The organism is Micromonospora sp. CMU55-4, from assembly GCF_011602315.1.
Lineage (GTDB): Bacteria > Actinomycetota > Actinomycetes > Mycobacteriales > Micromonosporaceae > Micromonospora > Micromonospora chalcea.
The window spans coordinates 291,860-316,609 of sequence record NZ_JAAOLH010000005.1 but is presented as its reverse complement, the minus strand read 5'-3'; the positions used below and the strand labels follow the sequence as shown (position 1 = coordinate 316,609).

Annotated in this window: 21 protein-coding genes; 13 read left to right on the top strand and 8 right to left on the bottom strand. The window is 72.9% G+C overall.

What is annotated here, in order from left to right; genetic code table 11:
- Positions 1-9: 9 nt before the first annotated feature.
- The 3 genes from HA073_RS12320 to HA073_RS12310 form a co-directional block, all read right to left on the bottom strand.
- Complete coding sequence (locus HA073_RS12320; RefSeq protein WP_113973216.1) at positions 10-1,509, bottom strand: bifunctional cytidylyltransferase/SDR family oxidoreductase; 1,500 nt, start codon at positions 1,507-1,509, stop codon at positions 10-12.
- Between the two features lie 104 nt (positions 1,510-1,613).
- Positions 1,614-2,414, bottom strand: coding sequence for an ABC transporter ATP-binding protein (locus HA073_RS12315; RefSeq protein ID WP_030499725.1), 801 nt, complete (start codon positions 2,412-2,414; stop codon positions 1,614-1,616).
- Positions 2,407-3,309 (bottom strand): ABC transporter permease, encoded by a 903-nt coding sequence (locus HA073_RS12310; RefSeq protein WP_166456408.1) that lies wholly within the window; start codon positions 3,307-3,309, stop codon positions 2,407-2,409. The genes HA073_RS12315 and HA073_RS12310 overlap by 8 nt, the downstream gene beginning before the upstream one ends.
- Before the next feature lie 154 nt (positions 3,310-3,463).
- On the opposite strand from HA073_RS12310, the gene HA073_RS12305 reads away from it, so the two are divergent.
- The 3 genes from HA073_RS12305 (at position 3,464) to HA073_RS12295 (ending at position 6,452) form a co-directional block, all read left to right on the top strand.
- On the top strand, positions 3,464-4,096 hold the full coding sequence (locus HA073_RS12305; RefSeq protein WP_043325115.1) for a TetR/AcrR family transcriptional regulator: 633 nt from the start codon (positions 3,464-3,466) through the stop codon (positions 4,094-4,096).
- A gap of 149 nt (positions 4,097-4,245) precedes the next feature.
- Positions 4,246-5,352, top strand: a complete 1,107-nt coding sequence (locus HA073_RS12300) for a DegT/DnrJ/EryC1/StrS aminotransferase family protein (RefSeq protein ID WP_043325114.1) — start codon at positions 4,246-4,248, stop codon at positions 5,350-5,352.
- A gap of 56 nt (positions 5,353-5,408) precedes the next feature.
- Positions 5,409-6,452 (top strand): Gfo/Idh/MocA family protein, encoded by a 1,044-nt coding sequence (locus tag HA073_RS12295; protein WP_043325113.1) that lies wholly within the window; start codon positions 5,409-5,411, stop codon positions 6,450-6,452.
- A gap of 41 nt (positions 6,453-6,493) precedes the next feature.
- On the opposite strand, the gene HA073_RS12290 is transcribed toward HA073_RS12295, so the two are convergent.
- On the bottom strand, positions 6,494-8,134 hold the full coding sequence (locus HA073_RS12290) for a glycosyltransferase (RefSeq protein ID WP_069089957.1): 1,641 nt from the start codon (positions 8,132-8,134) through the stop codon (positions 6,494-6,496).
- A gap of 119 nt (positions 8,135-8,253) precedes the next feature.
- Between HA073_RS12290 and HA073_RS12285 the strand changes: the two genes are divergently transcribed.
- The 4 genes from HA073_RS12285 to HA073_RS12270 are packed head-to-tail and all read left to right on the top strand — an operon-like array spanning position 8,254 to position 12,041.
- Positions 8,254-9,468, top strand: a complete 1,215-nt coding sequence (locus tag HA073_RS12285) for a glycosyltransferase (RefSeq protein WP_309228010.1) — start codon at positions 8,254-8,256, stop codon at positions 9,466-9,468.
- Between the two features lie 28 nt (positions 9,469-9,496).
- Complete coding sequence (locus HA073_RS12280) at positions 9,497-10,060, top strand: hypothetical protein (protein ID WP_051611092.1); 564 nt, start codon at positions 9,497-9,499, stop codon at positions 10,058-10,060.
- Positions 10,057-11,439 (top strand): glycosyltransferase, encoded by a 1,383-nt coding sequence (locus HA073_RS12275; RefSeq protein ID WP_030499733.1) that lies wholly within the window; start codon positions 10,057-10,059, stop codon positions 11,437-11,439. Before HA073_RS12280 ends, HA073_RS12275 begins: the two co-directional genes overlap by 4 nt.
- Positions 11,436-12,041 (top strand): hypothetical protein, encoded by a 606-nt coding sequence (locus HA073_RS12270; protein WP_064447476.1) that lies wholly within the window; start codon positions 11,436-11,438, stop codon positions 12,039-12,041. The genes HA073_RS12275 and HA073_RS12270 overlap by 4 nt, the downstream gene beginning before the upstream one ends.
- A gap of 75 nt (positions 12,042-12,116) precedes the next feature.
- On the opposite strand, the gene wecB is transcribed toward HA073_RS12270, so the two are convergent.
- Positions 12,117-13,205, bottom strand: coding sequence for a non-hydrolyzing UDP-N-acetylglucosamine 2-epimerase (wecB, locus tag HA073_RS12265; RefSeq protein ID WP_166456407.1), 1,089 nt, complete (start codon positions 13,203-13,205; stop codon positions 12,117-12,119).
- Positions 13,206-13,381: 176 nt separating this feature from the next.
- On the opposite strand from wecB, the gene HA073_RS12260 reads away from it, so the two are divergent.
- Both HA073_RS12260 and HA073_RS12255 read left to right on the top strand, forming a co-directional pair.
- Positions 13,382-14,842, top strand: coding sequence for a hypothetical protein (locus HA073_RS12260; RefSeq protein WP_166456406.1), 1,461 nt, complete (start codon positions 13,382-13,384; stop codon positions 14,840-14,842).
- A gap of 11 nt (positions 14,843-14,853) precedes the next feature.
- Positions 14,854-16,731: a hypothetical protein gene (locus HA073_RS12255; protein ID WP_166456405.1), complete on the top strand. Its 1,878-nt coding sequence runs from the start codon at positions 14,854-14,856 to the stop codon at positions 16,729-16,731.
- A 10-nt stretch (positions 16,732-16,741) separates the two neighbouring features.
- Here HA073_RS12255 and HA073_RS12250 read toward each other — a convergent pair whose 3' ends face one another.
- Entirely contained in the window at positions 16,742-17,908 is a 1,167-nt protein-coding gene (locus tag HA073_RS12250; RefSeq protein WP_240925690.1) for a hypothetical protein, read from the bottom strand.
- A gap of 309 nt (positions 17,909-18,217) precedes the next feature.
- On the opposite strand from HA073_RS12250, the gene HA073_RS12245 reads away from it, so the two are divergent.
- The 3 genes from HA073_RS12245 to HA073_RS12235 all read left to right on the top strand — a co-directional run bounded on the left by HA073_RS12245 (position 18,218) and on the right by HA073_RS12235 (position 23,001).
- Complete coding sequence (locus tag HA073_RS12245; RefSeq protein WP_043325108.1) at positions 18,218-19,777, top strand: glycosyltransferase; 1,560 nt, start codon at positions 18,218-18,220, stop codon at positions 19,775-19,777.
- Positions 19,778-19,780: 3 nt separating this feature from the next.
- Positions 19,781-21,064 carry a nucleotide sugar dehydrogenase gene (locus tag HA073_RS12240; RefSeq protein WP_166456404.1) on the top strand — a complete coding sequence of 428 codons (1,284 nt, stop codon included), beginning with the start codon at positions 19,781-19,783 and terminating at the stop codon, positions 21,062-21,064.
- 188 nt (positions 21,065-21,252) lie between these two features.
- Positions 21,253-23,001 (top strand): CDP-glycerol glycerophosphotransferase family protein, encoded by a 1,749-nt coding sequence (locus HA073_RS12235; protein ID WP_166456403.1) that lies wholly within the window; start codon positions 21,253-21,255, stop codon positions 22,999-23,001.
- 55 nt (positions 23,002-23,056) lie between these two features.
- Here HA073_RS12235 and HA073_RS12230 read toward each other — a convergent pair whose 3' ends face one another.
- Together HA073_RS12230 and HA073_RS12225 are read right to left on the bottom strand one after the other, a co-directional pair.
- Positions 23,057-23,599: an acyltransferase gene (locus HA073_RS12230; protein ID WP_030499741.1), complete on the bottom strand. Its 543-nt coding sequence runs from the start codon at positions 23,597-23,599 to the stop codon at positions 23,057-23,059.
- A gap of 65 nt (positions 23,600-23,664) precedes the next feature.
- On the bottom strand, positions 23,665-24,003 hold the full coding sequence (locus HA073_RS12225; protein WP_043325106.1) for a DUF952 domain-containing protein: 339 nt from the start codon (positions 24,001-24,003) through the stop codon (positions 23,665-23,667).
- An 83-nt stretch (positions 24,004-24,086) separates the two neighbouring features.
- Here HA073_RS12225 and HA073_RS12220 point away from each other — a divergent pair, with 83 nt between their 5' ends.
- Positions 24,087-24,743 (top strand): response regulator transcription factor, encoded by a 657-nt coding sequence (locus HA073_RS12220; RefSeq protein WP_043325105.1) that lies wholly within the window; start codon positions 24,087-24,089, stop codon positions 24,741-24,743.
- Positions 24,744-24,750 lie beyond the last annotated feature (7 nt).

Genomic DNA, 24,750 nt, shown 5'->3' with positions numbered 1-24,750 from the left:
CCGTCGGTCTCAGGCGCCGGTGGACAGCTCGGACCGGTCGGCGCCGGGCTGCGCCGGTACGGCGGCGACCTGCTCGCCGGGGGACCGGCGCACGTCGACCACCTGGCCGGTCAGTTCGGAGATCAGCACGTCCAGGGACGCCTGCGCGACCGCCTCGGAGGAGAGCAGCGTGTGCTCCGGCTCCTCGCCGAACGCCCGCGTCCGCATCGGGGTGGCGGTGCGCTCCGGGTTGACGCAGTTGACCCGTACGCCGAACTCGGCCCACTCGTCGGCGAGCGCCTGGGTGAGGTTGACCAGCGCGGCCTTGGTGGCCGAGTAGAGCGCGTAGCGGGCCCGGCCCCGGGTGTACGAGCTGGACGTGTAGAGCAGCAGCTGGCCCTTGGTCTGCTGCAGGTACGGCAGCGACTGGCGCGCGATGGTGACCGGGCCGACGAAGTTGACGTGCAGGAGACGGTCCATCGTCTCGGAGTCCATCTCGGCGAGCGCGCCCTTCTCCAGGATGCCGGCGGTGACCACCACGTGGTCGATCCGGCCGGTGGCCTCGAACGCGGTCTTCAGCGCGGCGGTGACGTCCTCGGCGCGCTCGACGTGGGTGCCGGTGGTGGAGCGGCTGAACGGGAAGACCTGCGCGCCGTAGCCGCGGGCCAGCTCGGCGAGGTCGTGGCCGATGCCGTAGCTGCCGCCGAAGACCACGATGGTCCGGCCGGTCAGCTCCTCGGCGTAGCCGCGGTGGGTCAGCCGGGGCGCCTGGGCGGCGGCGAGCTGGAACAGCTTGTCGGCCAGGTGCACGTCGACCGGGTGGGTGACCTTGATGTTCTCGTCCGAGCCGTCGATCACCTTGATCGGCGTGCCGGGCAGGTAGCGCAGCACCACGCCGCAGTCGTCGGTGGCGGCGAAGTCGGGGTCGCCCTCGGCACGGCGGTACGCCTCGCGGATGGTGCCGGAGCGGAACGCCTGCGGGGTCTGGCCGCGGCGCAGCCGGGAGCGGACCGGGATGTCGGTGATGCAGTCGTCCGCGTCGACCTGGATGATCGTGTCGGCGGACGGGATGGCCACGTCGACGGCCGAGTACGTCCAGAGCGCGTTCACGCACTCGCGCACGATCCGGGCGCTGACCAGCGGGCGTACCGCGTCGTGGAAGAGGATGTTGACGTCGCCGTCGCCGACCGCGTCGAGCGCGATCCGGGTGGTGTCGTTGCGGGTCTCGCCGCCCTCGATCACCTTGGTGACCTTGCGGAAGCCGGCGTCGGCGACGATGCGCCGCGCGTCGTCGACGTGACCGGTGGCCATCAGCACGATGATCTCGTCGATCTCCGGCGCGGCCTCGAAGACGGCCAGGGTGTGCTCGATGATCGGCTTACCGGCGATCTTGAGGAGCTGCTTCGGGATGCCCAGCCCGAGGCGCGTGCCGGTCCCCCCGGCGAGGATCACGGCCACCGTACGCGCGGGTCGCCAGGGTGCCGGGCTCGCCGGCGCGGCGTCCGGTGCGGTGGTGTGGTCCTGCGTCATTGCCGTACCTCACTCTGGGTGAAAGGGGATGGATCCGAAAACCTTAACGCGGACGGCGGAGCGCACCGATCCGGGCGATCCCGGGACCGGTGCGCTCCGGCGGGCTACTTCTGGCCCTCGTACGCGTCGCAGACCTCCTTGGTGGGGCCGTCCATCCTCAGGACGCCGCCCTCCAGCCAGATGGTCCGCTCGCAGGTGTCCCGGATCGAGCCGATGGAGTGGCTGACCAGGAACACGGTGCCGGCGCTGTCGCGCAGCTCGCGGACCCGCTGTTCGCTGCGGACCCGGAACTTGCGGTCACCGGTGGCCAGCGCCTCGTCGATGAGCAGCACGTCGTGCTTCTTCGCCGACGAGATGGCGAAGCGCAGCCGGGCGCCCATGCCGGAGGAGTACGTGCGCATCGGCAGCGAGGCGAAGTCGCCGCGCTCGTTGATGCCGGAGAACTCGATGATCTCCGGGGCGATCTTCTTGACCTGGTCCGGTTGCATGCCCATGGCGAGGCAGCCGAGCACCACGTTGCGCTCGCCGGACAGGTCGTTGAGCAGCGCGGCGTTGACGCCCAGCAGGGACGGCTGGCCCTGGGTGTAGACCGCGCCGCGGGCCGGCGGGAGCAGCCCGGCGATGGCCCGCAGCAGCGTCGACTTGCCGGAGCCGTTGCTGCCGATCAGGCCGATCGCCTCACCCTGGTACGCGGTGAAGCTCACGCCCTTGACCGCGTGCACCTCGCGGATGTTCGGCGCCTTGGTGCGCGAGACGATCCGCTTGAGCGCGGAGACCGGTGTGGTGCCGCCGCTCGCGCCCTTGTGGATCCGGTAGATCACGTGCACGTCGTCCACCACGACTGTGGGCACGCGACCCGAGTCGATCACGGGACCGGCGTTCAGCGGCAGGGTCTGCTCAGCCACGGCCGTACTCCTTCTCTCCGCGCCAGAAGTAGACGAACCCGCCGATGCCCATGACGACCGCCCAGAACAGGCCGAGGGCCCAGAGCTTCGGCGGCGAGCTGACCAGGTGGGCCTGGTGGGAGTCGAGCAGCGAGTAGCGGGCCAGCTCGATGAAGACCAGCGGCGGGTTCCACTCCAGGAGGCTCGCGGCCCAGTGCGGCAGGTGCTCGCGGAACAGCGCCACCGGGTAGAGCACGCCGGAGGCGTACAGCCAGGTGCGCATCACGAACGGCATGATCTGCTTGAGGTCGGTGATCTTGGAGCCGATCCGGGCCATGATCATGGTGAGGCCGATGTTGAAGACGGTCTGGAGCAGCAGCGTCGGGGCGAGCAGCAGCCAGCGCCAGGTCACCGGCTCGCCGGTGAACAGCACGATCGCGCCCAGCACCACCATCGACATGAGCAGCTGCTGGAGCTGCACCAGCGTGACCGTGATCGGCAGCGCGGCCCGGGGGAACTGGAGCGCCCGGATCAGGCCCAGGTTGCCGGTGATCGCGCTGGTGCCGTTCGATACCGCGGTCTGGGTGAACATGAAGATGAACACGCCGGTGCACAGGTACGCGATGAAGTTCGACACGTTCCGGTTCTGCGACAGGATCACGCCGAAGATCAGGAAGTAGACCGCCGCGTTGGTGAGCGGTGTCAGCACCTGCCAGAGCTGCCCGAGCTGGGTGTTGCTCAGCGAGGACGCGACCTTCGCCCGCGAGTACGCGGTCATGAAGTGCCGGTACGCCCACAACCGGCGGGTGTACTCGCCCAGTGGTGGTCGTTCCCCGGCGACCCGCAACCCGTACCGCCGGGCCAGTTCGGCCCGGCTCAGTCCGGATTCGGGGTCGGCCACCGCGGTGTTGGCCATGATCAGGCGCTCCGATCTTTCGTGCTGATGGGGAGCAGTGCGGTGAACAGATCCAGCGTGGCCCGGCGGGGAGGAGCCGCCTCGCTGCTGCATGGAAGGTAGTCCACCGAACGTCGGGACGCAACCGTACCGTCGTTGCGCTACATTGTTCCACGTGACGACCGAGAAGAGGCGTGCCCCGGCCGGCGCGGCGGTGCTGCGCGGGGAGATCACCAGCGCCATCCGTACCGCCGTGATGCAGGAGTTGGCCGAGGTCGGCTACGGTCGCCTCTCCATCGAGGCGGTGGCCCGCCGGGCCGGTGTGAGCAAGACCGCCATCTACCGCCGCTGGCGGTCCAAGCTCGACCTGGTGCTGGACATGGTCTCCGCCGTGGCGGGCCGCAACATCCCGCTGCTGGACACCGGCAGCCTGCTCGGTGACCTGGAGATCCTGCTGCACGTGATGGCGCGTGCGCTGCGTCACCGGCTGGCCGCGCAGATCATCCCGGACCTGCTGGCCGAGGCGGCCCGCAACCCGCAGATCGCGGAGAAGCTGCAGGCCGCCCTGGACGACTACCAGCAGGCGGTGGGGCGGATCCTGATCGGCCGGGCGGTCGAGCGCGGCGAGCTGTCCCCGGACACCGACCGGCGCGCCGCCGTCGATCTCATCGTGGGGCCGGTGTACTGGCGGATGGCGATCTCCCGGGCCCCGCTGGAGCCCGCCGAGGTGCCCCGGATGGCGGCCGCGATCGTCGCCGCCCTGCGGGTAGCATGCGTGGGGCCTGTGCGCGACGAGGTGGAAGTCTGACCCGGGTCGCCCCCGGAGGGCCGTCGTCGATCATGAACAGAACGTCACATTCAGTCGGACAATCAGCGCGACCCGATTGTTTTCCTGACAGAGCGGTAGCATCCCCCGAAATGTCTCCCATGAACCACGTGTCGACAGGAGGAAGCCCCATGGCCGGGCCGCATCCAGAGTTCATTCCCCCCGCACGGCCGATCATCGGCGAGGCCGAGATCGAGGCGGCCGTCCGGGTGCTGCGGAGCGGCCGGGTCGTGCAGGGCCCCGAGGTCGCGGCGTTCGAGGAGGAGTTCGGCGACCTGGTCGGCGGCCGGCACTGCGTCGCCGTCAACTCCGGCACCTCCGCGCTGCAGCTGACGCTGATGGCGCTCGGCTTCGGCCCGGGCGACGAGATCATCGTGCCCTCGTTCTCCTTCGCCGCGAGCGCCAACGCGGTGCGGCTGGTCGGCGCCGAGCCGGTCTTCGTGGACATCGAGCCGGGCAGCTTCTGCGTCGACCCGGAGGCGGTCGCCGCCGCCGTCACGCCGAAGACCGTCGCGATCATGCCGGTACACCTCTACGGCCACCCGGCCGCGATGGACCGGATCATGACGATCGCGCAGCAGCACGGCCTCGCTGTGGTCGAGGACGCCGCGCAGGCGCACGGCGCCGAGCTGAACGGCACCCCGGTCGGCGCCTTCGGCACCGCCGGCTGCTTCAGCTTCTACCCGACGAAGAACATGCACGCCCTGGAGGGCGGCATGATCAGCACCGCCGACGCCGAGCTGGCCCGTACCCTGCGGCTGCTGCGCAACCAGGGCATGGAGCAGCGGTACGCCAACGAGATCGTCGGCGCCAACATGCGGATGACGGACGTGGCCGCCGCCATCGGCCGGGTGCAGCTCACCCAGCTCGGCGAGTGGACCGAGCAGCGCCGCGCCAACGCCAAGTTCCTCGACTCGGCGATCACCGGCATGGTCACCCCGCCGGTCGCCGACGGCGCCCGGCACGTCTACCACCAGTACACCGTGCGCGTCACCGGCAACCGGGACGCCGCCCAGGCCCGCCTCACCGAGCTGGGCATCGGCAACGCGGTCTACTACCCGACCCCGATCCACCGGCTCAAGCCGTACCTCGTGGACGGCAAGCCGGGCGCGTGGGACCTGCCGGAGACCGAGCGGGCCGCCGCCGAGGTCGTCTCGCTGCCGGTGCACCCGTCGCTGAGCCAGGCCGACCTGGAGCGGATCGCCGAGGGCGCGAACCTGGCCGGTGGTGCCCGGTGAGCGCGAGGAGTGAGTCGGGTTTGCGAGCCCCGCAGTCGCGAACGAAGGACAGCTCAGTGAGTGAAGGTCGCAAGCTGCGCGCCGGTCTGATCGGCCTCGGCGCCATGGGGCGCAACCACGCCCGGGTGCTGTCCAACCTCGACGGCGTCGAGCTGGTCGGCGTGGTCGACCCGGCCGGCGACGTGACCGGGACGCTGCGCGCGCCCGTCGTACCCGAGCTGAGCGACCTGCTCGCCCTCGGCGTCGACTACGCGGTGGTGGCCTGCCCGACGGCGCTGCACGAGCCGATCGGCATGGAGCTGGCCGCCAACGGCGTCTGCGCGCTGATCGAGAAGCCCCTCGCGCAGTCCGTCGACGCGGCGACCCGGCTGGTCGAGGCGTTCGAGGCCGCCGGCCTGGTCGCCGGCGTCGGCCACATCGAGCGCTACAACCCGGCGCTGCAGAGCCTGCGCACCCGCCTGGAGGCCGGTGAGCTGGGCGAGGTGTTCCAGGTCGTCACCCGGCGCCAGGGCCCGTTCCCGCACCGGATCGCCGACGTCGGCGTGGTGATGGACCTGGCCACCCACGACATCGACCTCACCGCGTGGGTGACCGGCCAGGAGTACACCTCGGTCTCCGCCCGCACGGTCTCGCGCAGCGGCCGGCTGCACGAGGACATGGTCGCCGTCGTCGGCCAGCTCGCCGACGGCACCATGGTCAACCACCTGGTCAACTGGCTGAGCCCGCTCAAGGAGCGGTCCACCGTCGTCACCGGCGACAAGGGCTGCTTCGTGGCCGACACGCTCACCGCCGACCTCACCTTCTACGCCAACGCCGCCATCGACACCGAGTGGGAGGCGCTGCGCGCGTTCCGCGGCGTGGCCGAGGGCGACATGGTCCGTTACGCCATCCCGAAGCGGGAGCCGCTGCTGGTCGAGCACGAGCGGTTCCGCGACGCGGTGGAGGGCAAGCAGAGCGACATCGTCACCCTGCGGCAGGGCCTGCGTACCGTCCAGGTCGCCGCCGCCCTGTTGGAGTCCGCGTCCGACGGCCGTACCGTGGCCGTGGGCCCGGCCGCCGCCGACCGGGACGGGCGCGGCCTGCAGCCGACCCCGGCCTGACACCGGCCCGGCCGGGCGTCACCGACGCCCGGCCGGCCCGGTCAGTCGATCCCCAGCAGACGGTCGAAGGACGCCGCGTTCACCGACCAGTCCCAGGTGGCCGAGGCATGCTTGGCCGCGGCCTCCCCGGCGGCCCGCCAGACCTGCTCGTCCGCGGTGACCGCACGGACGCGGGCGGCGGCCTCGGCCGGCGTCGCGACCACCCAGTCGGCCGGGAAGACGGTACGCGCGCCGTGTTCCCCATCGGCGAAGAACGGCCAGTCCCGCACCACCGGCACCGCGCCGCTCGCGGCGCCCTCCACCACGGCACAGTGGAAGCTCTCCCGCACCGAGCTGCTGAGCACCACGCCGATGCCGGTCAGCACACCCGGCACGTCGTCGGTGTGGCCGAGCCGGGTCACCGCGCCGGAGGGCGCCAGCTCGGCCAGCTCCGTCTCCAGCGCCGCCGCGTAGTCGCGCGCCGCCCGGCTCATCCCGGTGTCGATGCTCCCGCCGACCAGCAGCAGGCGGTACCGCTCGTCGGCGGCGCGCAGCAGCCGCAGCACCTCGACCGCCCACCGCGGGTCCTTGGCGACCGCGCTGGTGCCCACCAGGCCGAGCGTGAACCGGGCCGCGGAGTCCTTCGGCCGCGCGAACGGCGCCAGGTCCATCGCGTTGCACAACACGTGGGTACGCGGCGCGTGCGCGCCGGTGAGCCCGGGCGCCACCCGGAGCGTGAAGTCACGCAGGTGCTCGGAGACGAAGACGACGTCGTCCACCCGGCTGAAGTCGATCAGGTTCGGCCACCTGCCGAACGCCTCGTAGCTGTGCAGCCGGACCACCACCCGGGTGTCGCCGGGGTCGACCAGGCCGACCATCACAGCGGTCGCCACGGCCCAGTCGACGAACACCGTGTCGGCCCAGTCCAGGTGCGGGCGCAGCCAGGCCTCGACCTGCCTGCCGTACTCGGTGTCGCGCAGCAGCGCCTCGGCGGTCATGCGCCTGGACTGCCGGATCAGCGGCCCGGCCACCGGGTCGTCGTCCAGCCGCACGTAACGCAGCTCCACATCGGGGTGGGCGGCGTACCGCTCCCGGATCGCCTGCACGAAGTGCGCGCTTCCGTTGAGCAGCAGCAGCACCCGTTGCGGCCGGTCCGTCGGCGGCGGCGCGGCCGGCTGCCGGCGGCCGCGCGGCGTCAGCAGCGCCCGACCCACGGCGCTGCCGTGCAGCGGCGCGAGGAACGCCGCCGGATCGTCCGCCAGCGGCGAGTCGAGCTGGTCGAAGTGGATCACCCGGTGGAACTGGGTGTGCAGCACCCGGTGCAGCCGCCGGGCCGCCGCCTCGCCGTCACCCCGGGCGTACGCCCGGTCCGCCTCGGCCAGGTCGGCCTCGACGGCGGCAGTCAGGTGGGCCGGGGTGCGTCCCTCGGCGATCTCGTCGGCGGCCTCCTGCGCGAGCAGGTCGGCACGGGCGGCCGGGCCCACGCCACCGGCCACCGCGACCAGCGCGGCCCGGGACTCCGCCGCCGGCCAGCCGGCCCGGACCATGCCGGCGCGCAGGCGGCGGGCCAGCGACGACCGCGCGCCGGCCGGCAGCAGCGGCGCGGCCGCCAGGCCGTGGATCAGACGGGCCGCCGCGCGGTGACGCACCACCCGGGGAGCGGTGACGCGACGGAGCACGCCGGCTGCGAGCTTGCTGCCCATCTGGGCTGGGTCCTTCCGATCGCGGAGGCTGGCGCCGCAACGCCGACCCGCGTGGTCGGCGAGCGCGGTTCGTGCATGTTAACGTGGCGCGGTCCCTACTTGCGGCGAGGAAGGTTCGGGTGCCGGCAACTTCAGCACGGGACGTCGTCGTCCTCACGCCCTGGTTCCCGACCCGCGAACTGCCCTTCCGCGGCTCGTTCGTCCAGGCGATGGTCGACGCGACCGCACCGGTTTCCGACCGGATGACCGTCTATCACTGCGACGCCTGGGTGGCCGCCCTCGATCCGGCGGCTGAGCGCCGGGTCAAGGACGCCCACCGCGTCCTGCTCGGCCACGCCCGGCACCGCACCCCGACCGTCGGCGGCGCCGACCTGGTCTACGTCCCGGTGCCGGTGCCCCGCGGGCTGGGGCACGCGGAGATCGCCGACCGGCACGACGAGGCGCTGCGCGCGGCCCTCGGCGGCCGTCCGCTCACCGCACCGGTCGTGCACGCCCACGTCGGGCTGCCCAGCGGCTGGGCGGCGATCCGCAACGCCGGCCCGGACACCCGGGTCTACGTGACCGAGCACGCCAGCTTCCTGGACAAGGTGCTCGAGACCGCCCGCGGCCGGGAGATGTACGACGAGGTGCTCGACCGGTGCGCCGGTTTCCTCGCCGTGGGTGAGGGCGTCCGGGCCCCGCTGGTCGAGGCGTTCCCGCACCACGCGGACCGGATCGGCGCGATCGCCAACCCGATCTCCTTCGACCGGCCCCGCCCGACGCCGATCACCGCGCTGCGCCGGTGGCTGTTCGTCGGCGCGCTCTCCGAGCTCAAAGGCGTACCGCTGCTGCTGGAGGCGTTCGCGCGGTGCCGGCAGGACGACCCGGCACTGACGCTGACGCTGGTGGGGGAGGGCGCGCTGCTGGCGAGCCTGACCGCCCGGGCGGCCGAGCTCGGGGTGGCCGACGCGGTCACGTTCACCGGGGCGGTCCCGCCCGAGCGGGCGCTGGAGCTGATGCGGGAGCACGACCTGCTGGTGCACCCGAGCCGCCGCGAGACGTTCGGGGTGGCGGTCATCGAGGCGATCGCGGCCGGGCTGCCCGTCCTGGTCACCCGCTGCGGCGGTCCGGAGCGGACGCTGGCCGGCATCGAGGACGCCGCCGGTCAGATGATCGACGTGACAGACGACCCGGAGACGATCGTCTCCGGATACCGGCGGCTGCGGTCCCGGTTCCCCGACGACCTCGAACCGGCCCACGCCCGTAAGGCGCTCGCCGACCGGTACGGCTACGCCGCCGTCGCCGAGACGCACCGCCGCCTGTGGTTCTCCGACGAGGCCGACCCGGCGGTCTGACGCCGGGCGCCGCAGCTGATGGAGTGAGATGCACGTCCTTTTCCTGTCCGTCGGGTCGGTCCGGCGGCGCGCGGTCGTGGAGGAGTCCCGCCAGGTGATCGCCGACGGGGGCGCCGCCACCGTGGTGGTCGACAAGATGGGCCCCTGGAGTCGTGAGACGTTCGCCACCGGCGTGCGGGTGATCGACCTGGCCGCCCTGCAACGTCGGCTGCCGGCCGACCGGGTCGAACAGGCGGCGCTGTACAAGGCGCCCCGCAAACTGCTGCGGACCATCGGCCGCGGTCCGCTGCGGAAGGTGTCGAAGCGGGCCGAGCGCGCGTTCCAGCGGCGCCTCGCCGACCCGGCGCACCGGGCGTTCGTGCGGATGCGCGGCGACCAGCGTGACCGGCTTCTCGCCCGGGCCTGCGCGCGTCCCACGGTGGATGTGCTCGTCGTCACCGATCCGGTGGCGATGCCGTACGCGGTGCGCCTGCTGGAGCGCCGACGCGGTCACGCGAGCCCGAGAGTCTGCTTCAGTTACGACTACTCTGGAGTGGCGACCGATGGCCAGAACCGACCCGACCCGGATTCCGCCCAGGGGGACAATCCATGACGCGCCCGACGCGCCGACCGCGCATCCTGTACCTGTCCTTCTACTTTCCGCCGTCGCGGGCCAGCGGCGTGTACCGGGCCCGGGCCACCGCGAACTACCTGGCCGAGCACGGCTGGGACGTGACCGCCTTCGCGTCGCCGCTGTCGTTCCTGCACCGCGTGATCGGCTCGGTCGACGAGCAGCTGGCCGAGACCGTGCACCCGTCGGTCCAGGTGGAGCGGCCCAACATCAGCCACTTCGCCTGGGAACGTGACCTGCACGCCTACGGCCGGTTCCGGGGCATGTCGCCGATCCTGGCCCGCAACCTCTACAACTTCGGGTTGAAGAAGTTCTTCCCCGAGCACTACCTGTCCTGGGCGCTGGCGTCGGTGCGCAAGGCGCTGCGGATGCACGCCCGGCGGCGCTTCGACGTGGTGCTCGCCACCGGCAACCCGTTCGCCTCGTTCGCCGCCGCCTGGATGATCCACAAGGCCACCGGCGTGCCGTTCGCCGTCGACTACCGCGACGCCTGGACGCTCAACATGTTCACCGAGGAGCCGGGGTACGAGCCGGGCCACCCCGCCTGGCGCTGGGAGCGCCGGATCCTGCGCGACGCCTCCGCCTCGATCTTCGTCAACCAGCCGCTGCTGGCCTGGTACGCCGACCGCTACCCGAACGCCGCGGACCGGATGATGGTGGTCCCCAACGGCTGGGACCCGGATCTGCTGACCCAGCTCGACGCGCCCACGCCGCCGTCCGAGTCGGACCGCGACCGCCCGCTGCGCTTCTCCTTCCTCGGCACCATGAACAGCACCCAGCCGGTGGAGCAGATGGCCGAGGCGTTCCAGATCGCCCGGCGGCATCCCGACCTGGCCGACGCGGAGCTGAACATCCACGGTCACCTCGGCTACTTCAAGCAGGGCAAGACCGACCTCATCGCGCGGCTCGGCCTGGTCGAGGGCGAGCAGGGGCACGCGCTGCCCGAGTACGGCATCCACTACCGGGGCCCGGTCTCCAAGACCGAGGTCGGCAAGGTCTACCAGGACAGCGACGTGCTGGTCTTCCTGGCCGGCGGCGCGCGGTACGTCACCTCCGGGAAGATCTTCGAGTACATGGCGAGCGGCAGCCCGATCGTCTCGGTGCACGCGCCCGGCATCGCCGCGCAGGACGTGCTGGCCGGCTATCCCCTCTGGTTCAACCCGGAGAGCCTCGACGTGCACGACATCGCCGAGTCGATGATCGCCGCCGGCAAGGCGGCCCGGGACATGTCGGCGAAGCAGCGTGCCGAGGCGCGCGCGCACGCCGACACGTTCACCCGGCAGGCGGTCACGGCGCCGCTGGAAGCCAGGCTGCGCTCGATGGTGCGGCGCAAGATCGAGGCGGGAAGGATCGCATCGTGACGTTCGACGACGCAGCCGGCAACCAGCCGCCCACCGCGGGCGCGTCCCGCACGCCGCGGGCGCTGCTGCTGGCGTTCAACCACAAACCGCACGAGAAGGTCGTGGCGCTGGCCGAGCGGCTCCTCGACGAGGGCGCCCGGCTGGACGTGGTGGTCCTCAGCGACACCAACTGGGCGGACCTGGCCGGCCGGCCCAACGTGCGGCTGTTCACCCTCGGCGCCGCCGAGAAGCGGCATCCGCTGCTGCGTACCGAACGGATCGTGGTCACCAGCGGGCCCCGGCGAGTGGCCCGCGGGCTGAGCCGGCTGGCCGGCGGCGGCACGGCGAGCGGGCTCAGCCGGCGGCAGGAGCGCCTGAGCCGGGCGTTCCACAAGCGAGTGTTCATGAAGGCGTACTCGAACGTGCGCCCGCTGGTGCTGTCCCGGCTGGCCGACAAGCGGCTGTCCGAACTGGACCTGGAGCGCGACCCGGTCGACCTGATCGTGGCCTCCGACGCGCTGTCCATCACGCTCGGCTGGCGGCTGGCCCGCCGCTTCCCGAACGTGGTCGCCACCACCTCGCTCGACCCGCCCCCGTTGGCGCAGCTCACCGCGGCGGCCTGACGCCGCCTGCCGCACCACGTGAAGCGGCCCGCCGGCACCGTCGATCGCGACGGCGCCCGGCGGGCCGGTCCGACTTCAGCGGGCGTGCTCGGCGAGCACCCGGACCACGTTCTCGGCCGCGCGGCCGTCACCGTACGGGTTGCCGCGCGCGGCGGCCGGCTGGGGCCGGGTGGCGGTCCGCACCCAGCCGTCGGCGCCCAGCGCGGACGGGTCCGGAACCAGCCGGTTCCAGTCGTCCGCGAGGGTCTCCACCCACTCCGTCTCCGGGCGCAGCGTGGTGCAGGGCCGGTCCAGCAGGTACGCCTCCTTCTGCAGGCCGCCCGAGTCGGTCACCACACCGACGGAGCCGAGCACCGCGGCCACCATGCCGCCGTACGGCAGGGGCCGGCCCACGTGCAGCGCGCCGCCACCCAGCTTGATGCCGTGCTCCTCGGCCCGGGCCAGCAGGCGCGGGTGCGCCAGCAGGGCGACCGGCACCGGCAGCTCGGCGAGCGCGCCCACCAGCGAGGCCAGCCGCGCCGGGTCGTCGGTGTTCTCCGCCCGGTGCAGCGTGGCCAGCAGGTACGGCGCGTCCGGGTCGATGCCCGCCGGCAGCTCGGGGCGGGGCTGGTCACCGGCCAGCACGGCGTCACGCACCCGCAGGCACACGTCGACCATCACGTCGCCGACCAGCACGGAACGGGCGGCCAGGCCCTCGGCGGACAGGTGGCGCACCGCCTCCTCGGTGGGCGCCAGCAGCAGGTCGGCGCAGTGGTCGGTGAGGACGCGGTTGTGCTCCTCCGGCATCCGGCGGTTGAACGAACGCAGCCCCGCCTCCAGGTGGGCCACCGGCAGGTGCATCTTCACCGCGGACAGCGCGCCGGCCAGCGTGGAGTTGGTGTCGCCGTACACCAGCACCCAGTCGGGTCGTTCGGCCGCGAGCACCGGGTCCAGGGCGGCCAGCGTCTTGCCGGTCTGCACGCCGTGGCTGCCGGAGCCGATACCCAGGTGCACGTCCGGGTCGGGAATGCCGAGCCCGGAGAAGAAGACGTCGGAGAGGTCGGCGTCGTAGTGCTGCCCGGTGTGCACGATGACGTGCTCGTGCTCCGTGGCGGCGAACGCCGCGGCGATCGGTGCGAGTTTGACCAGCTGGGGCCGGGCGCCAACGATGCTGACGACCTTCATGTGGGTGATCCCTCCGATTGACTGTCCGTCCGACCGGGGCGGCGTCCGTGGGCGCCCCGCGGAACCGGCTGAGCCGGCCGGTGAGGGGAACCCCCACGCGGGCGATCCAGGCTAACATCGGGGCATTCCGCTTCTGGACGCCGACAAGGCCGGCACGAGCGCGAGGAAATCCCGTCATGGTCGAGTCGTCGGTCGTTCAAGAGCGCCCGCAGGAGCCGGCTGAGCCGTCCGCTGCCCGGCGGTCGCGTTCCCGGCCGCGCCCCGCGCAGCTCGTGCTCGCGGGCCTGGTCGTCGCGTTCGTCGCCGCCCGGCTGAGCATCGCCGCGCGGGCCGAGGCGTTCCGCACCTTCGACACCCGGTCGTACGCCGGGCTGCTCGACGGGCCGAACCCGACCGCGACGCTCTCCTTCACCGGGCACGCGCCGCGCCTGTGGGGCACCCCGCTGCTCTACACGCTCGCCGGCAGCGATCCCGCCCGCGCGTGGGCGCAGGCCCTGATCAGCACCGCCGCGTGGGTGGTGCTCGTGCTGGCGCTGTGGACGCTGCTGCGCGGCACGACCGCCCGGGTCTGCGCCGGGGTCGCGCTGTTCGTGCTGGCGCTGACCCGGGCGGTCTACGTGTGGGACCACACGCTGACCGCCGAGTCGCTCTCCATCAGCCTCGGCCTGCTCGCGTTCGGCCTGCTGGTGCTCTGGGTGCGCCGGCGGTCGTGGCCGCTGCTCGCCGCGACGGTAGTGGTCACCGTGTGGTGGATGTTCGTCCGGCAGGACATGCTGCTGTTCATCGCGTTGGTGCCGGCGGTGCTGGCGGTGCTGGCGTGGCGCAGCCGCCCGCACCGCTGGGCGGCGGTGGTGGCGGTGGTCGCGATCGGCGCCGGGCTGGGCTGGAACGCGGCGCTGCTCGGCCCCACCGACGAGACGTTCGCCAAGTGGAGCGCCTCGGGCCGCTCGCAGACCGACGAGACGTTCCTCTACCGGCTGATGGTCGAGGTGCAGCGCGACCCGGAGATGCGCCAGGTCTACCACCGTGAGCTCGGCATGCCGCGGTGCGTGGCGATCGAGGACCCGAGCCTGGTCCGGCGGTGGAACGTCCGCAAGTTCTCCGAGGCGTACGCGAACTGCCCGGAGCTGCAGCGGTGGGCCGAGGAGCACGAGATGGCCATCGGCTTCCGGTACGCGGTGGCCGAGCCGGATCACTACCGCGAGATCATGGTCGGCCGGATCCTGCCGATGGCGCTGGGCAGCACCGAGTTGCACACGTACGGCCGCCCGGTGTCGATGCTGCCGGAAGCGGTCGAGAAGGTCTGGTACCCGCGCCGTGGCCTGGTGCTGCCGCTGCTCGCCGGCGCCGTCGTGGCGATGGTGCTGGCGTGCGTGCTCACCGGCGCGGTCCGCCGGCGGCCGTGGCTCGTCCTGGCCGGCGTGCTCGGTGTGGTGGTGAGCCTGGTCAGTGTGCTCGCCAGCCTCATGCTGTCCGCCGGGGAGTACAGCCGGTTCGGCATCCAGGAGGCGATCTACCTGCGGATCAGCCTGGTGGTGCTGGCCGTGGCGGCGCTCGACGCGGCGCTGACCAGGCCGTGGAGACGCGCCGGGCGGGCGGCCCGGGGGGTGCCGGGCGACGACGCCGCGCAGCCGTAAACTCCTGCCTCATGACCGTTCCGGACACCCGTCCCACCGACCCCGCTGCGGCCGGTCCCGGCGACAGCTCGCCCGGCGACACGGAGGTCCGCCGGGCCCCGGAGCCGGCGGAGACCGCGACGGACGACGGCGGCCGCGCCGAGGCCGGCGACGGGTCCGCCGACCGGCCGGTCCGGCGGTGGAGCCGGTGGGACGGCGTCGTCGCGGCGGTCTACCTGGCCTGGGCGCTCCTGGTGACCGCCCGCGGGTGGCGCAACCCGGACGGACGCCTGCTCGGCAGCCGACCGGACGACCAGGGATTCAACGAGTGGATGCTGGCGTACGCGGCGCACGCGGTCCGGCACCTGGAGAACCCGTTCTTCACCACCGCGCAGAACGCCCCCGACGGCGTGAACCTGATGACCAACGTCGGCATGCAGCTGCCCGGGATCCTGCTGTCGCCGGTGACGCTGCTGTTCGGCGCCCCGACGGCGTACGTGCTGCTGATGACGCTCAACCTGGTCGGCACCGGCTACGCCTGGTACCACGTGCTGTCCCGGCACGTGGTGCGGTCCCGTGCCGCCGCGTTCGTCGGCGGCCTGTTCTGCGCGTTCGCGCCGGCGTTGGTGTCGCACAGCAACGGGCACCCGCACATGACCGCGCAGTGGCTGGTGCCGCTGATCGGCTGGCGGGTGCTGGCGCTGGCCCGGGGCGGCCGGGTGCTGCGGGACGGGCTGGTGCTCGGCGCGCTGATCGCGGCACAGTTCTTCATCAGCGTGGAGATCCTCTTCCTGCTCGCGCTCGGCTGCCTGCTCGCCGCGCTGGCCCATCTCGCGCTGGCGCCGAAGGTCGCGTTGCGGCGCGCCCCCCGGCTGCTGGGCGGGCTGGGGGTGGCCGGCGCGCTGGTCGCTGTCGTCACCGCGTACCCGCTGTGGATGCAGTTCTTCGGGCCGCAGCACCGGATGGGGCACCCCGGCGGCCCCGACGTCTACGCCCTGAAGCTCGGCTCCTACGTGCGCTACGCGACCGAGTCGATCGCCGGCAGCCCGACCAGCGCCGGCGGGTGGGGCCCGAACACCACCGAGCAGGTCAGCTTCTTCGGCTGGTCGCTGGTGGTGGTGGCGGTCGCCGCCGCGTGGTGGCTGCGCAAGGAGGTCACCGTCCGGGTGCTGACCCTGGTCGCCGTGGTGTGCGCGCTGCTGTCGATGGGCACCACCTGGACCTGGGGCACCGAGCGGACCACGATCCCGGCGCCGTTCGCGTTGCTGCAGCACCTTCCGGTCTTCGACGCCGTGGTGGTGGCCCGCTTCGGGTTCATCACCACCATGGCCGTGGGTGTCCTGCTGGCGCTGGCCCTGGACCGGGTGGCGAGTCTCGCGCGTGACGGGGACCGGCTGCCGGCCCGGATCGCTGTCGTCGCGGTGGCTGCCGCGCTGGTGCCGATCCTGCCCACCCCGCTGCCGGCCCAGGGCCGTCCCGCGGTGCCGGACTTCGTCACCGCCGGCACCTGGCGTGACCACGTGGCCCCCGGCCGCACCCTGGTGCCGGTGCCGGTGGCGAACATGACCTCGGTCTACTGGGGCTCGGCGGCGCTGGCCGAGTTCGCGGTGCCGCAGGGCTACTTCCTCGCCCCCACGTCCAAGGAGGACCCGACCGGGCGGTGGGGCGTCGAGCCGCAGCCGACGGCGAAGCTGCTCACGCTGGTCGCGGAGGGCAAGCGCGGCACCGACGTGACGCCGGCCGAGGTCGCCCAGGCCCGCGCCGACGCCCGCTACTGGCGGGCGGACGCGGTGGCGCTGCCCAAGCACCGCCGGCAGGAAGACCTGCGCGTGGTGCTCGACGCCCTGTACGGGCCGGGCCGCCAGGTCGACGACGTGTGGCTCTGGGACGTGCGGCCGTTCAGCAACTGAGCGGCGCGCCTCACGGCGACCGGTTCCAGATGATCAGGACGTAGCCGCCGAAGTAGGCGGAGACGATCAGCAGCGGGGTCAGCACGGTGACGGCCCGGGCCCAGCCGGCCCGGGCCAGCGCGACGGCGACCGGCAGCAGGAGCGGGAACGCGGGCAGCAGGAAGCGCGCCTTCGCGTGGTAGTAGCCGGCCGCGCCGAGCGTGGTGAGCAGGATCAGGCCGCTGTAGAGCAGGAGCTGCCAGGGCTGCCGGTCGAGGGCGCTGAGCACGAACAGCGCCAGCGCGATCAGCACCACGAGCGTCACCACGTACATGGTCAGCGCCGTGGGCTGCGCCAGCACGCGCTGCGCCACCCGGACCGTGTCGGCGCCGAAGTCGAAGGTGGTGCCCCAGCCGGCGTCCTGGATGTGGAACCAGCCGTCCGGCCGCCCGGTCTGCCAACCCACCCAGGCCAGGTACCCGACCCAGCCGGCCGGGGCGATCACCAGCGCGGCCCACGGGCGCCAGCCGTCGCGGCGGCGCAGCGCCGCGATCAGCGCCGCGAGGCAGACCACGGCGAGCAACGCGGAGCCGGTCGGCCGGGTCAGTCCGGCGCACAGGCTGAGCACGGCGGCGAGCAGCCACGAGCGGCGCAGCAGGGCGTACAGGGACCAGGCGGCGAACGCGGTGAAGATCCCCTCGCTGTAGCTCATGTTCTGCACGATGCTGTGCGGCAGCACGCCCCAGAGCACGGCGAGCAGGATGCCGACGCGGCGGTCGTACAGCCGCTCGCCGACCGCGAACAGGCCCCAGGCGGCGGCGAGCGCGGCGATGGCGGCGACCGCCAGCGCGGTGGCGCGCGCGCCGAGCGGGGTCAACGGCTCCAGCGCCCCGACCAGGCGGGGATAGAGCGGGAAGAAGGCCATGTCGCTCTGGACCCGGGCGTAGCCGTCGTAGCCGTCGCGGGCGATCCGCAGGTACCACACGCCGTCGGACCCGGTGAGCAGCACGGCCGGCCGGGCCCCGGTGGCGCGGGCCCAGAGCCAGAGCGTGACCAGCCCGACGGCCCGGACGGCGACGTAGCCGACGAGCGCGGGCAGGGCGTTGCGGAAGGCGGTCGCCAGCCGGTGCCCGAAGGAGGCCCGGTGCTGGGAAACCGTCTCCGCGGGCGGCTGGTGGCCGCGCGTCGGTGCGGTCATGCGTGGTCCTGTCCGAGTGATCTTCGCCCCCGGCGTCGGCGTCCGGGGCGTCGGCGACCGGCGGGAGCGCTCGCCCGGAGCCGGGTGCAGGGTAGCAACGGCGACACCGGTTTCCCGGCGCGGCCGGGCACCGGCCTCCCGTGCGGCGCTTGTCGTACACTCGCTCGGGTCGCACGTGCGACAGCGGTTGACACGGAGACGGACGGGCATGGGTTCTGACGGGGCGATCTCTGCGGCGGACCTGAGGGCGGCAGCCGCGGCACGGGGCGCCGTCACGATCGACAACTCGGCCCGGACGGCGGCCGGGCGGTGAGCCGGCCGGACGTAACGGTCGTCGTCGCGGTGTACAACACCATGCCGGACCTCACCACCTGCCTCGAGTCGCTCGTCAACCAGACGATCGGGCACGACCGGCTGCAGATCGTCGCGGTCGACGACGGCTCCACCGACGGCAGCGGCGCGGAGCTGGAGCGGTTCGCGGCGGCGTACCCCTCGGTCCTGACGGTGGTGCACCAGCCCAACTCCGGCGGGCCGGCCGCCCCGAGCAACCGGGCGCTGGACCTGGCCACCGGCCGGTACGTGTTCTTCATCGGGGCCGACGACCACCTGGGCCGCGAGGCGCTGGAGCGGCTGGTGTCGGCGGCCGACCGGTGGGGCTCGGACGTGGTGCTCGGCCGCATGGTCGGCGTGAACAAGCGCTACGTGCACCAGGAGATCTACGACCGGACCCGGTCCGACATCGACCTGTTCGACTCGCCGCTGCCGTTCTCGCTGTCGAACACGAAGCTGTTCCGGCGGGACCTGATCGAGCGTCACCACCTGCGCTTCCCGGAGGACATGGCGGTCGGCAGCGACCAGCCGTTCACGTTGGAGGCGTGCCTGCGGGCGGCCCGCATCTCGGTGCTCGCCGACTACGACTACTACTTCGCGGTCAAGCGCCTCAACTCCACGAACATCACCTACCGCAGCGACCATCTCGCCCGGCTGGAGTGTGTGGAGCGCATCGTCCGGTTCGTGGCCGACATGGTGGAGCCGGGGCAGCGGCGCGACGCGGTGCTGCGGCGCCACTTCGCCTGGGAGATCGCGAAGCTGTTCCGCCCCGACTACCTCAAGCTCGACGCCGAGACCCGGGAGCAGGTCCGGTCGCGGGTCGGCAAGCTGGTCCGGGAGTACCTCACCGACGGCATCCGCGACCGGCTCGACGCGGCCACCCGCGTGCTCGTCGGCACGGCCGCGTACGGCCGGCCGGAGGACCTGGTGGCGATCATCCGGCTGACCGCCGCCGACGGCCTGCCCTCGACGGTGGTCCGCGACCAGCGCTGGTTCGCCGCGTTCCCGGGCTTCGGTGAGGCGGGTGGCCTGAGTGACGAATGGTACGAGTTGGAGCCGGCGGCGAGCCGGTGGCTCGCCGCGCTGACCGCGGTTTCGGTACGCTCGGTGACCGGGCCCGACGGTGACCGGCGGGTGCAGATCCTCGCCCGCAGTCCCCGGCCGGATCTCGCCGACCTGGTCGGCGGGGACATGTCCGTGCGGGTGGGTGAGGCGGAGGCCGCCGTGCGGCTGCTGCCGGCCGACCCGATGGGCACGACTGTGGAGGCCACGTTCCGGCTCCCGGATCTGGCCGCCGACCTCGGTCCGGCGGGAACGACCCGGGCGGTCCGGGTCCGGGTGGCGGACAGCGCCGCCGTCCCGGTGCGGGGGTTCCGGCCGCCGCTGATCCACCGGGTGGTGTACCGCGACGGCACCCGACTGCATCTGGTCACGATCAACAACAACCACAAAGGTCACTTGGCGTTCACCGTCTGGCCGGTGACGCTTCGCCGGGTCGCGGCCCGTCTTCGGCGCCGGCTCCCCCGAGGAGGAAAGTAGTTCATGAACATCTGCGTCGTCGCGCTCGGCAAGATCGGTCTGCCGCTGGCCGTGCAGTTCGCGTCCAAGGGGCACCGGGTGATCGGCGCCGACGTCTCCGAGCGGGTCGTCCAGCTGGTGAACGACGGTGCGGTGCCCTTCCCGGGCGAGGCCGACCTGGACGTCAAGCTGAAGGAGACGGTCGCCGCCGGCCTGCTGTCGGCCACCACCGACACCGCCGCCGCGGTCGCCGAGTCGGAGGCGGTCGTCGTGGTCGTGCCGCTGTTCGTGGACGCCGAGGGCGTGCCGGACTTCGGCTGGATGGACGACGCCACCCGGGCCATCGCCCGTGGGCTGAAGCCGGGCACGCTGGTCAGCTACGAGACCACGCTGCCGGTCGGCACCACCCGCGACCGCTGGGCGCCGATGCTCGCCGAGGGTTCCGGCCTCACCGCCGGCACCGACTTCCACCTCGTGTTCAGCCCCGAGCGGGTGCTCACCGGCCGGGTCTTCGCCGACCTGCGCCGCTACCCGAAGCTGGTCGGCGGCATCGACGAGACGTCGGCCGCGCACGGCGTCCGGTTCTACGAGGCGGTGCTCGACTTCGACGAGCGGCCCGACCTGGACCGCCCCAACGGCGTGTGGGACCTCGGCTCGGCCGAGGCGTCCGAGCTGGCCAAGCTCGCCGAGACGACCTACCGGGACGTGAACATCGGCCTGGCGAACCAGTTCGCCCGCTTCGCCGACACCGTGGGCGTGGACGTCACCAAGGTCATCGAGGCGTGCAACACGCAGCCGTACAGCCACATCCACTCGCCGGGCATCGCGGTCGGCGGCCACTGCATCCCGATCTACCCGCGGATGTACCTGTGGAACGACCCGGCCGCCACCGTGGTGCGCTCGGCCCGCGAGGCCAACGCGGCCATGCCGGAGTACGCGGTCGACCTGCTCGCCGCCGCGTACGGCGACCTGACCGGGGTCGGCGTGCTGGTGCTCGGCGCCGCCTACCGGGGTGGCGTCAAGGAGACCGCCTTCTCCGGCGTCTTCCCGACCGTCGAGGCGCTGCGCCGCCGGGGCGCGGTGCCGTACGTGTCGGACCCGATGTACAGCAACGAGGAGCTGGCCGCGCACGGCCTGCCCGGCTACGACGGCGAGCCGCTCGGCGCCGCGGTGATCCAGGCCGACCACGCGGAGTACCGCACGCTGTCCCCGGCCGACCTGCCCGGCGTGACGGTGCTCGTGGACGGCCGGCGGGTCACCGACCCGGAGCGCTGGACCGGCGTGCGCCGGGTGGTCATCGGAGGCTGACCGCACACGCGCGTACCGGGCCCCGGCCGTGATCACGGCCGGGGCCCGTCGCGTGTCGCCACCAGCCGATCGGCGTCCGCCGTTCACCTGCCGGACACCCCGGCAATACTTGTGTCATGTGACCCGTTTAGGGTCGCAGCGGTCCGAATCGAACCTGGCCGACGTCGGGGCAGACAGGGAGCGTGTCGTTGTTGAGCAGAATTCGCAGCCAGCAGGGTCTCGCCGCGGTGGGCGCGACGCTCCTCGGCTACGCGGTCATGGTCCTCTCCGGAGTACTCGGCCTGGTGGTGCCGTTCGCGGTGGCCGCCGTGGTCGCCTTCGCCGGTGAACTGGCCCTGGCCGGGCGGCACACTCCGACCGCCGAACTGCTCGACAAGGCCGGGCTCGGCGAGACCTTCCGGCGGCTGGTGCGGGACCTGTCGGTGGTCCTGCTGGTGGTCGTCTCGGCCCGCCCCGGCGTGGCCGGCACGATCGCGGTGCTGCTGCTGCCCGCCGCGCTCTGGACCGTTGCGGTAGCCACGAACGCGGTGACGAAGGTGATCGACGGGCGGGTCGACCCCCCGGCGTACACCCGCAACATCGACCTCGGCGCGCTGCGGCGCGTCCCGGTGCCGCCGGCCTGGGCGCGGTGGCTGGCCGGGCTGAACATGCCGCTGCTCAACGTGCTTCTGGTGCCGGCGGCGGTGGTGGCCGCCGCGCGCGACCAGGTCGCCCCGGTGGTGGTCACCGGCCTGGTGACGCTCGCCGCCGGCCTGGTCACCGCCGCGGTGCTGGCGCTGACCGCGCTGCGCGGCCGGGGCAGCCAGCCGGGCGTGCTGCCGGCCGTGCACGACTGGATGGCCCGGGAACGGCCCGAGGTCGCGCTCTACTTCGCCGGCCCGGCCAAGGACGTCTACCAGGCCAACATGTGGCTCGCGCCGGTGGAGGCGACCGGTCGCCGCGCGGTGGTGCTGCTGCGCGCCGCTGACGCGTTCGAGCAGCTCGCCGACACCCGGCTGCCGGTCATCTGCGTGCCGGCCGGCGTCGACTTCATGAACCTCGACCTCAGCTCGCTGCGCGTGGCGCTGTACGCCGCGAACGTCGGCGCCAACATCCACCTGCTGCGGGAACCGGGCGTCAAGCACGTCTTCGTCGGCCACGGCGACAGCGACAAGCAGGCGAGCGTGAATCCGTACAGCAAGGTGTACGACGAGGTCTGGGTGGCCGGGCCGGCCGGGCGGGAGCGGTACGCGCGCGCCGACGTCGGCGTGCTGGACCGCGACATCGTGGAGGTCGGCCGGCCGCAGCTCGCCGGGGTGCACACGTTCGGCTCCGGCGCCGCCGACCACCGCTTCACCGTGCTCTACGCGCCCACCTGGGAGGGCTGGCTCGACGACGACCCGTACCACACCTCGCTGGTGCTGATGGGGGAGCGGATCGTCTCCGGGCTGCTCGCCGCCGGTGACGTGCGGGTGATCTACAAGCCGCACCCGCTGACCGGCAGCCGGTCGGCGAAGGCGCGGGCTGTGCACGAGCGGATCGTGGGCCGGATCAAGGCGGCCGGCGGCGACACCGATCCGTCCTCGCTGGACGGGGCCGCGCACCTGGTGGTCACCGGCCGCACGCCGGGGCTGTTCGACTGCTTCAACGTCACCGACCTGCTGGTCAGCGACGTGTCCAGCGTGGTCTCCGACTTCGTGCAGAGCGAGCGGCCGTACGTGGTGGCGAACCCGGCCGGTCTGTCCGAGGACGAGTTCCGCCGGCAGTTCCCGACCGCGCGCGCGGCGTACCTGCTCTCGGCGGACTGCGGCGAGCTGGCGAAGATCCTCGACGTGACGCGGTCCGGCGACGACCCGATGACCGGGGCGCGACGGGAGCTGAAGGAGTACCTGCTCGGTCCGGCCGGGTCGAACCCGATGGACCGTTTCCGGGACGAGATCGGCCGGCTCTGCGGCTGAGGCGTACCGGGAAAGGGGCGACGACCGGCGCGGTCGTCGCCCCTTTCTCGTCGATTCAGCCCTGGTGCGGCGGGTTGTCGACGTCGCGGGAGACGACCTCGCCCTTGGCGTCGACCCAGCCCTTCGGCCGGGCCGGGTTGCCGGCCACCAGCTGGTACGGCTTGACGTCGCGGGTCACCACCGAACCGGCGGCGATCATCGCGTACTCGCCCACCTCGATGCCGCAGACGAGCGTGGCGTTCGCGCCGATCGAGGCGCCACGCCGGATCAGCGTCGGCGTGATCGTCCAGTCCGGATTCTGTGCGCGCGGGCGGAAGTCGTTGGTGAACACGGCGCAGGGACCCACGAACACCTCGTCCTCGATGGTCACGCCCTGGTAGACCGAGACGTTGTTCTGGATTTTCACCAGGTCGCCCACCGTGACGCCCGCGTCGACGTAGACGTTGCGGCCGATCACGCAGCCGGCGCCGACCTGCGCGCTCGACCGGATGTGCGCCAGGTGCCAGACCTTGGTGCCGTCGCCGACCTTGGCGCCGTCCTCCACGTCGGCCGTCGGGTGGACGAAGACGGAGGCGGACCGGTCGTTGCTGTCAGTCATCTCAACTCGCATCGTGGCAGGGCGCGTCGCGCCGTCGGGCGGGCTCGACGCAGCATAACGAGCGCTCACCCGAGCAGTTCGGCCACCGCGTCGGCGGCGGGCCGGTCGGCCGGCAGCGGATGCGCGGCGACGACAGCGTCCACCGGCAGCGCGGCGTACAGGTGCGGGAACAGCGCGCCGCCGCGGGAGGCCTCCCAGCGCAGCGCGTCGCCGAGCCGGGACTCGTCCACCGCGAGCACGGTCAGGCCGGTGACCCCGGCGAAGAACCTCCGCGCGGTCTCCACCACCTGGTCGGCGGCGGACAGGTGGACGTAGCCGTCCTGCCGGTCCATCGCGGTGCCGGCGAACCGCCCGTCCGCCCGTGCCCGCGCCCACTCGTCGTCGGAGAGAATCTTGTAGATCACGCCAGCAGCCTAGAGCGGCCTCGCGTCCCGGCGGCGCGTCTGCCACCATTCGCAGGGCACACGTCGAGCGGAGGGAGGAACGGGTGCGGATCCTCCTGGTCGAGGACGACCGTCGGGTCGCCGCCGCGCTGTCGTCCGCGCTGACCCGGCGCGGCTACCAGGTGGAACACGCCGCCACAGTCGCCGCGGCGCTCTCCGCCGCCCCCTGCGACCTGGTGCTGCTCGACCTGACGCTGCCCGACGGCGACGGCACCGAGGTGTGCCGCGAGCTGCGCCGCCGCAGCAGCCAGCTCGGCATCATCGCGGTGACCGCCCGTGGCGAGGAACGCGACCGGGTGCTGGGCCTGCGGCTGGGCGCCGACGACTACGTGGTCAAGCCGTTCTCGATGGTGGAGTTGCAGGCGCGCATCGAGGCGGTGCTGCGCCGCGCCGCGCACACCGTCCCGGAGCGTCACCTCATCGAGGCCGGGCCGGTGCGCATCGACGTCGGCGGCCGGACGGTGAGCGTGGACGGCCGGGACGTGTCGCTCACCCGCAAGGAGTTCGACATCCTGCTCTCGCTGGCCCGCCAGCCGGGGGTGGCGGTGCCGCGCGAGCGGATCCTGCTCGACGTGTGGGGCACCACCTGGGCCGACCGGCACACCGTGGAGGTGCACGTCGGGTCGCTGCGCGGCAAGCTCGGCGACGCGACGCTGGTGGAGACCGTGCGCGGGGTCGGTTACCGGCTCCGCGGCGCGTGAGGAGGGG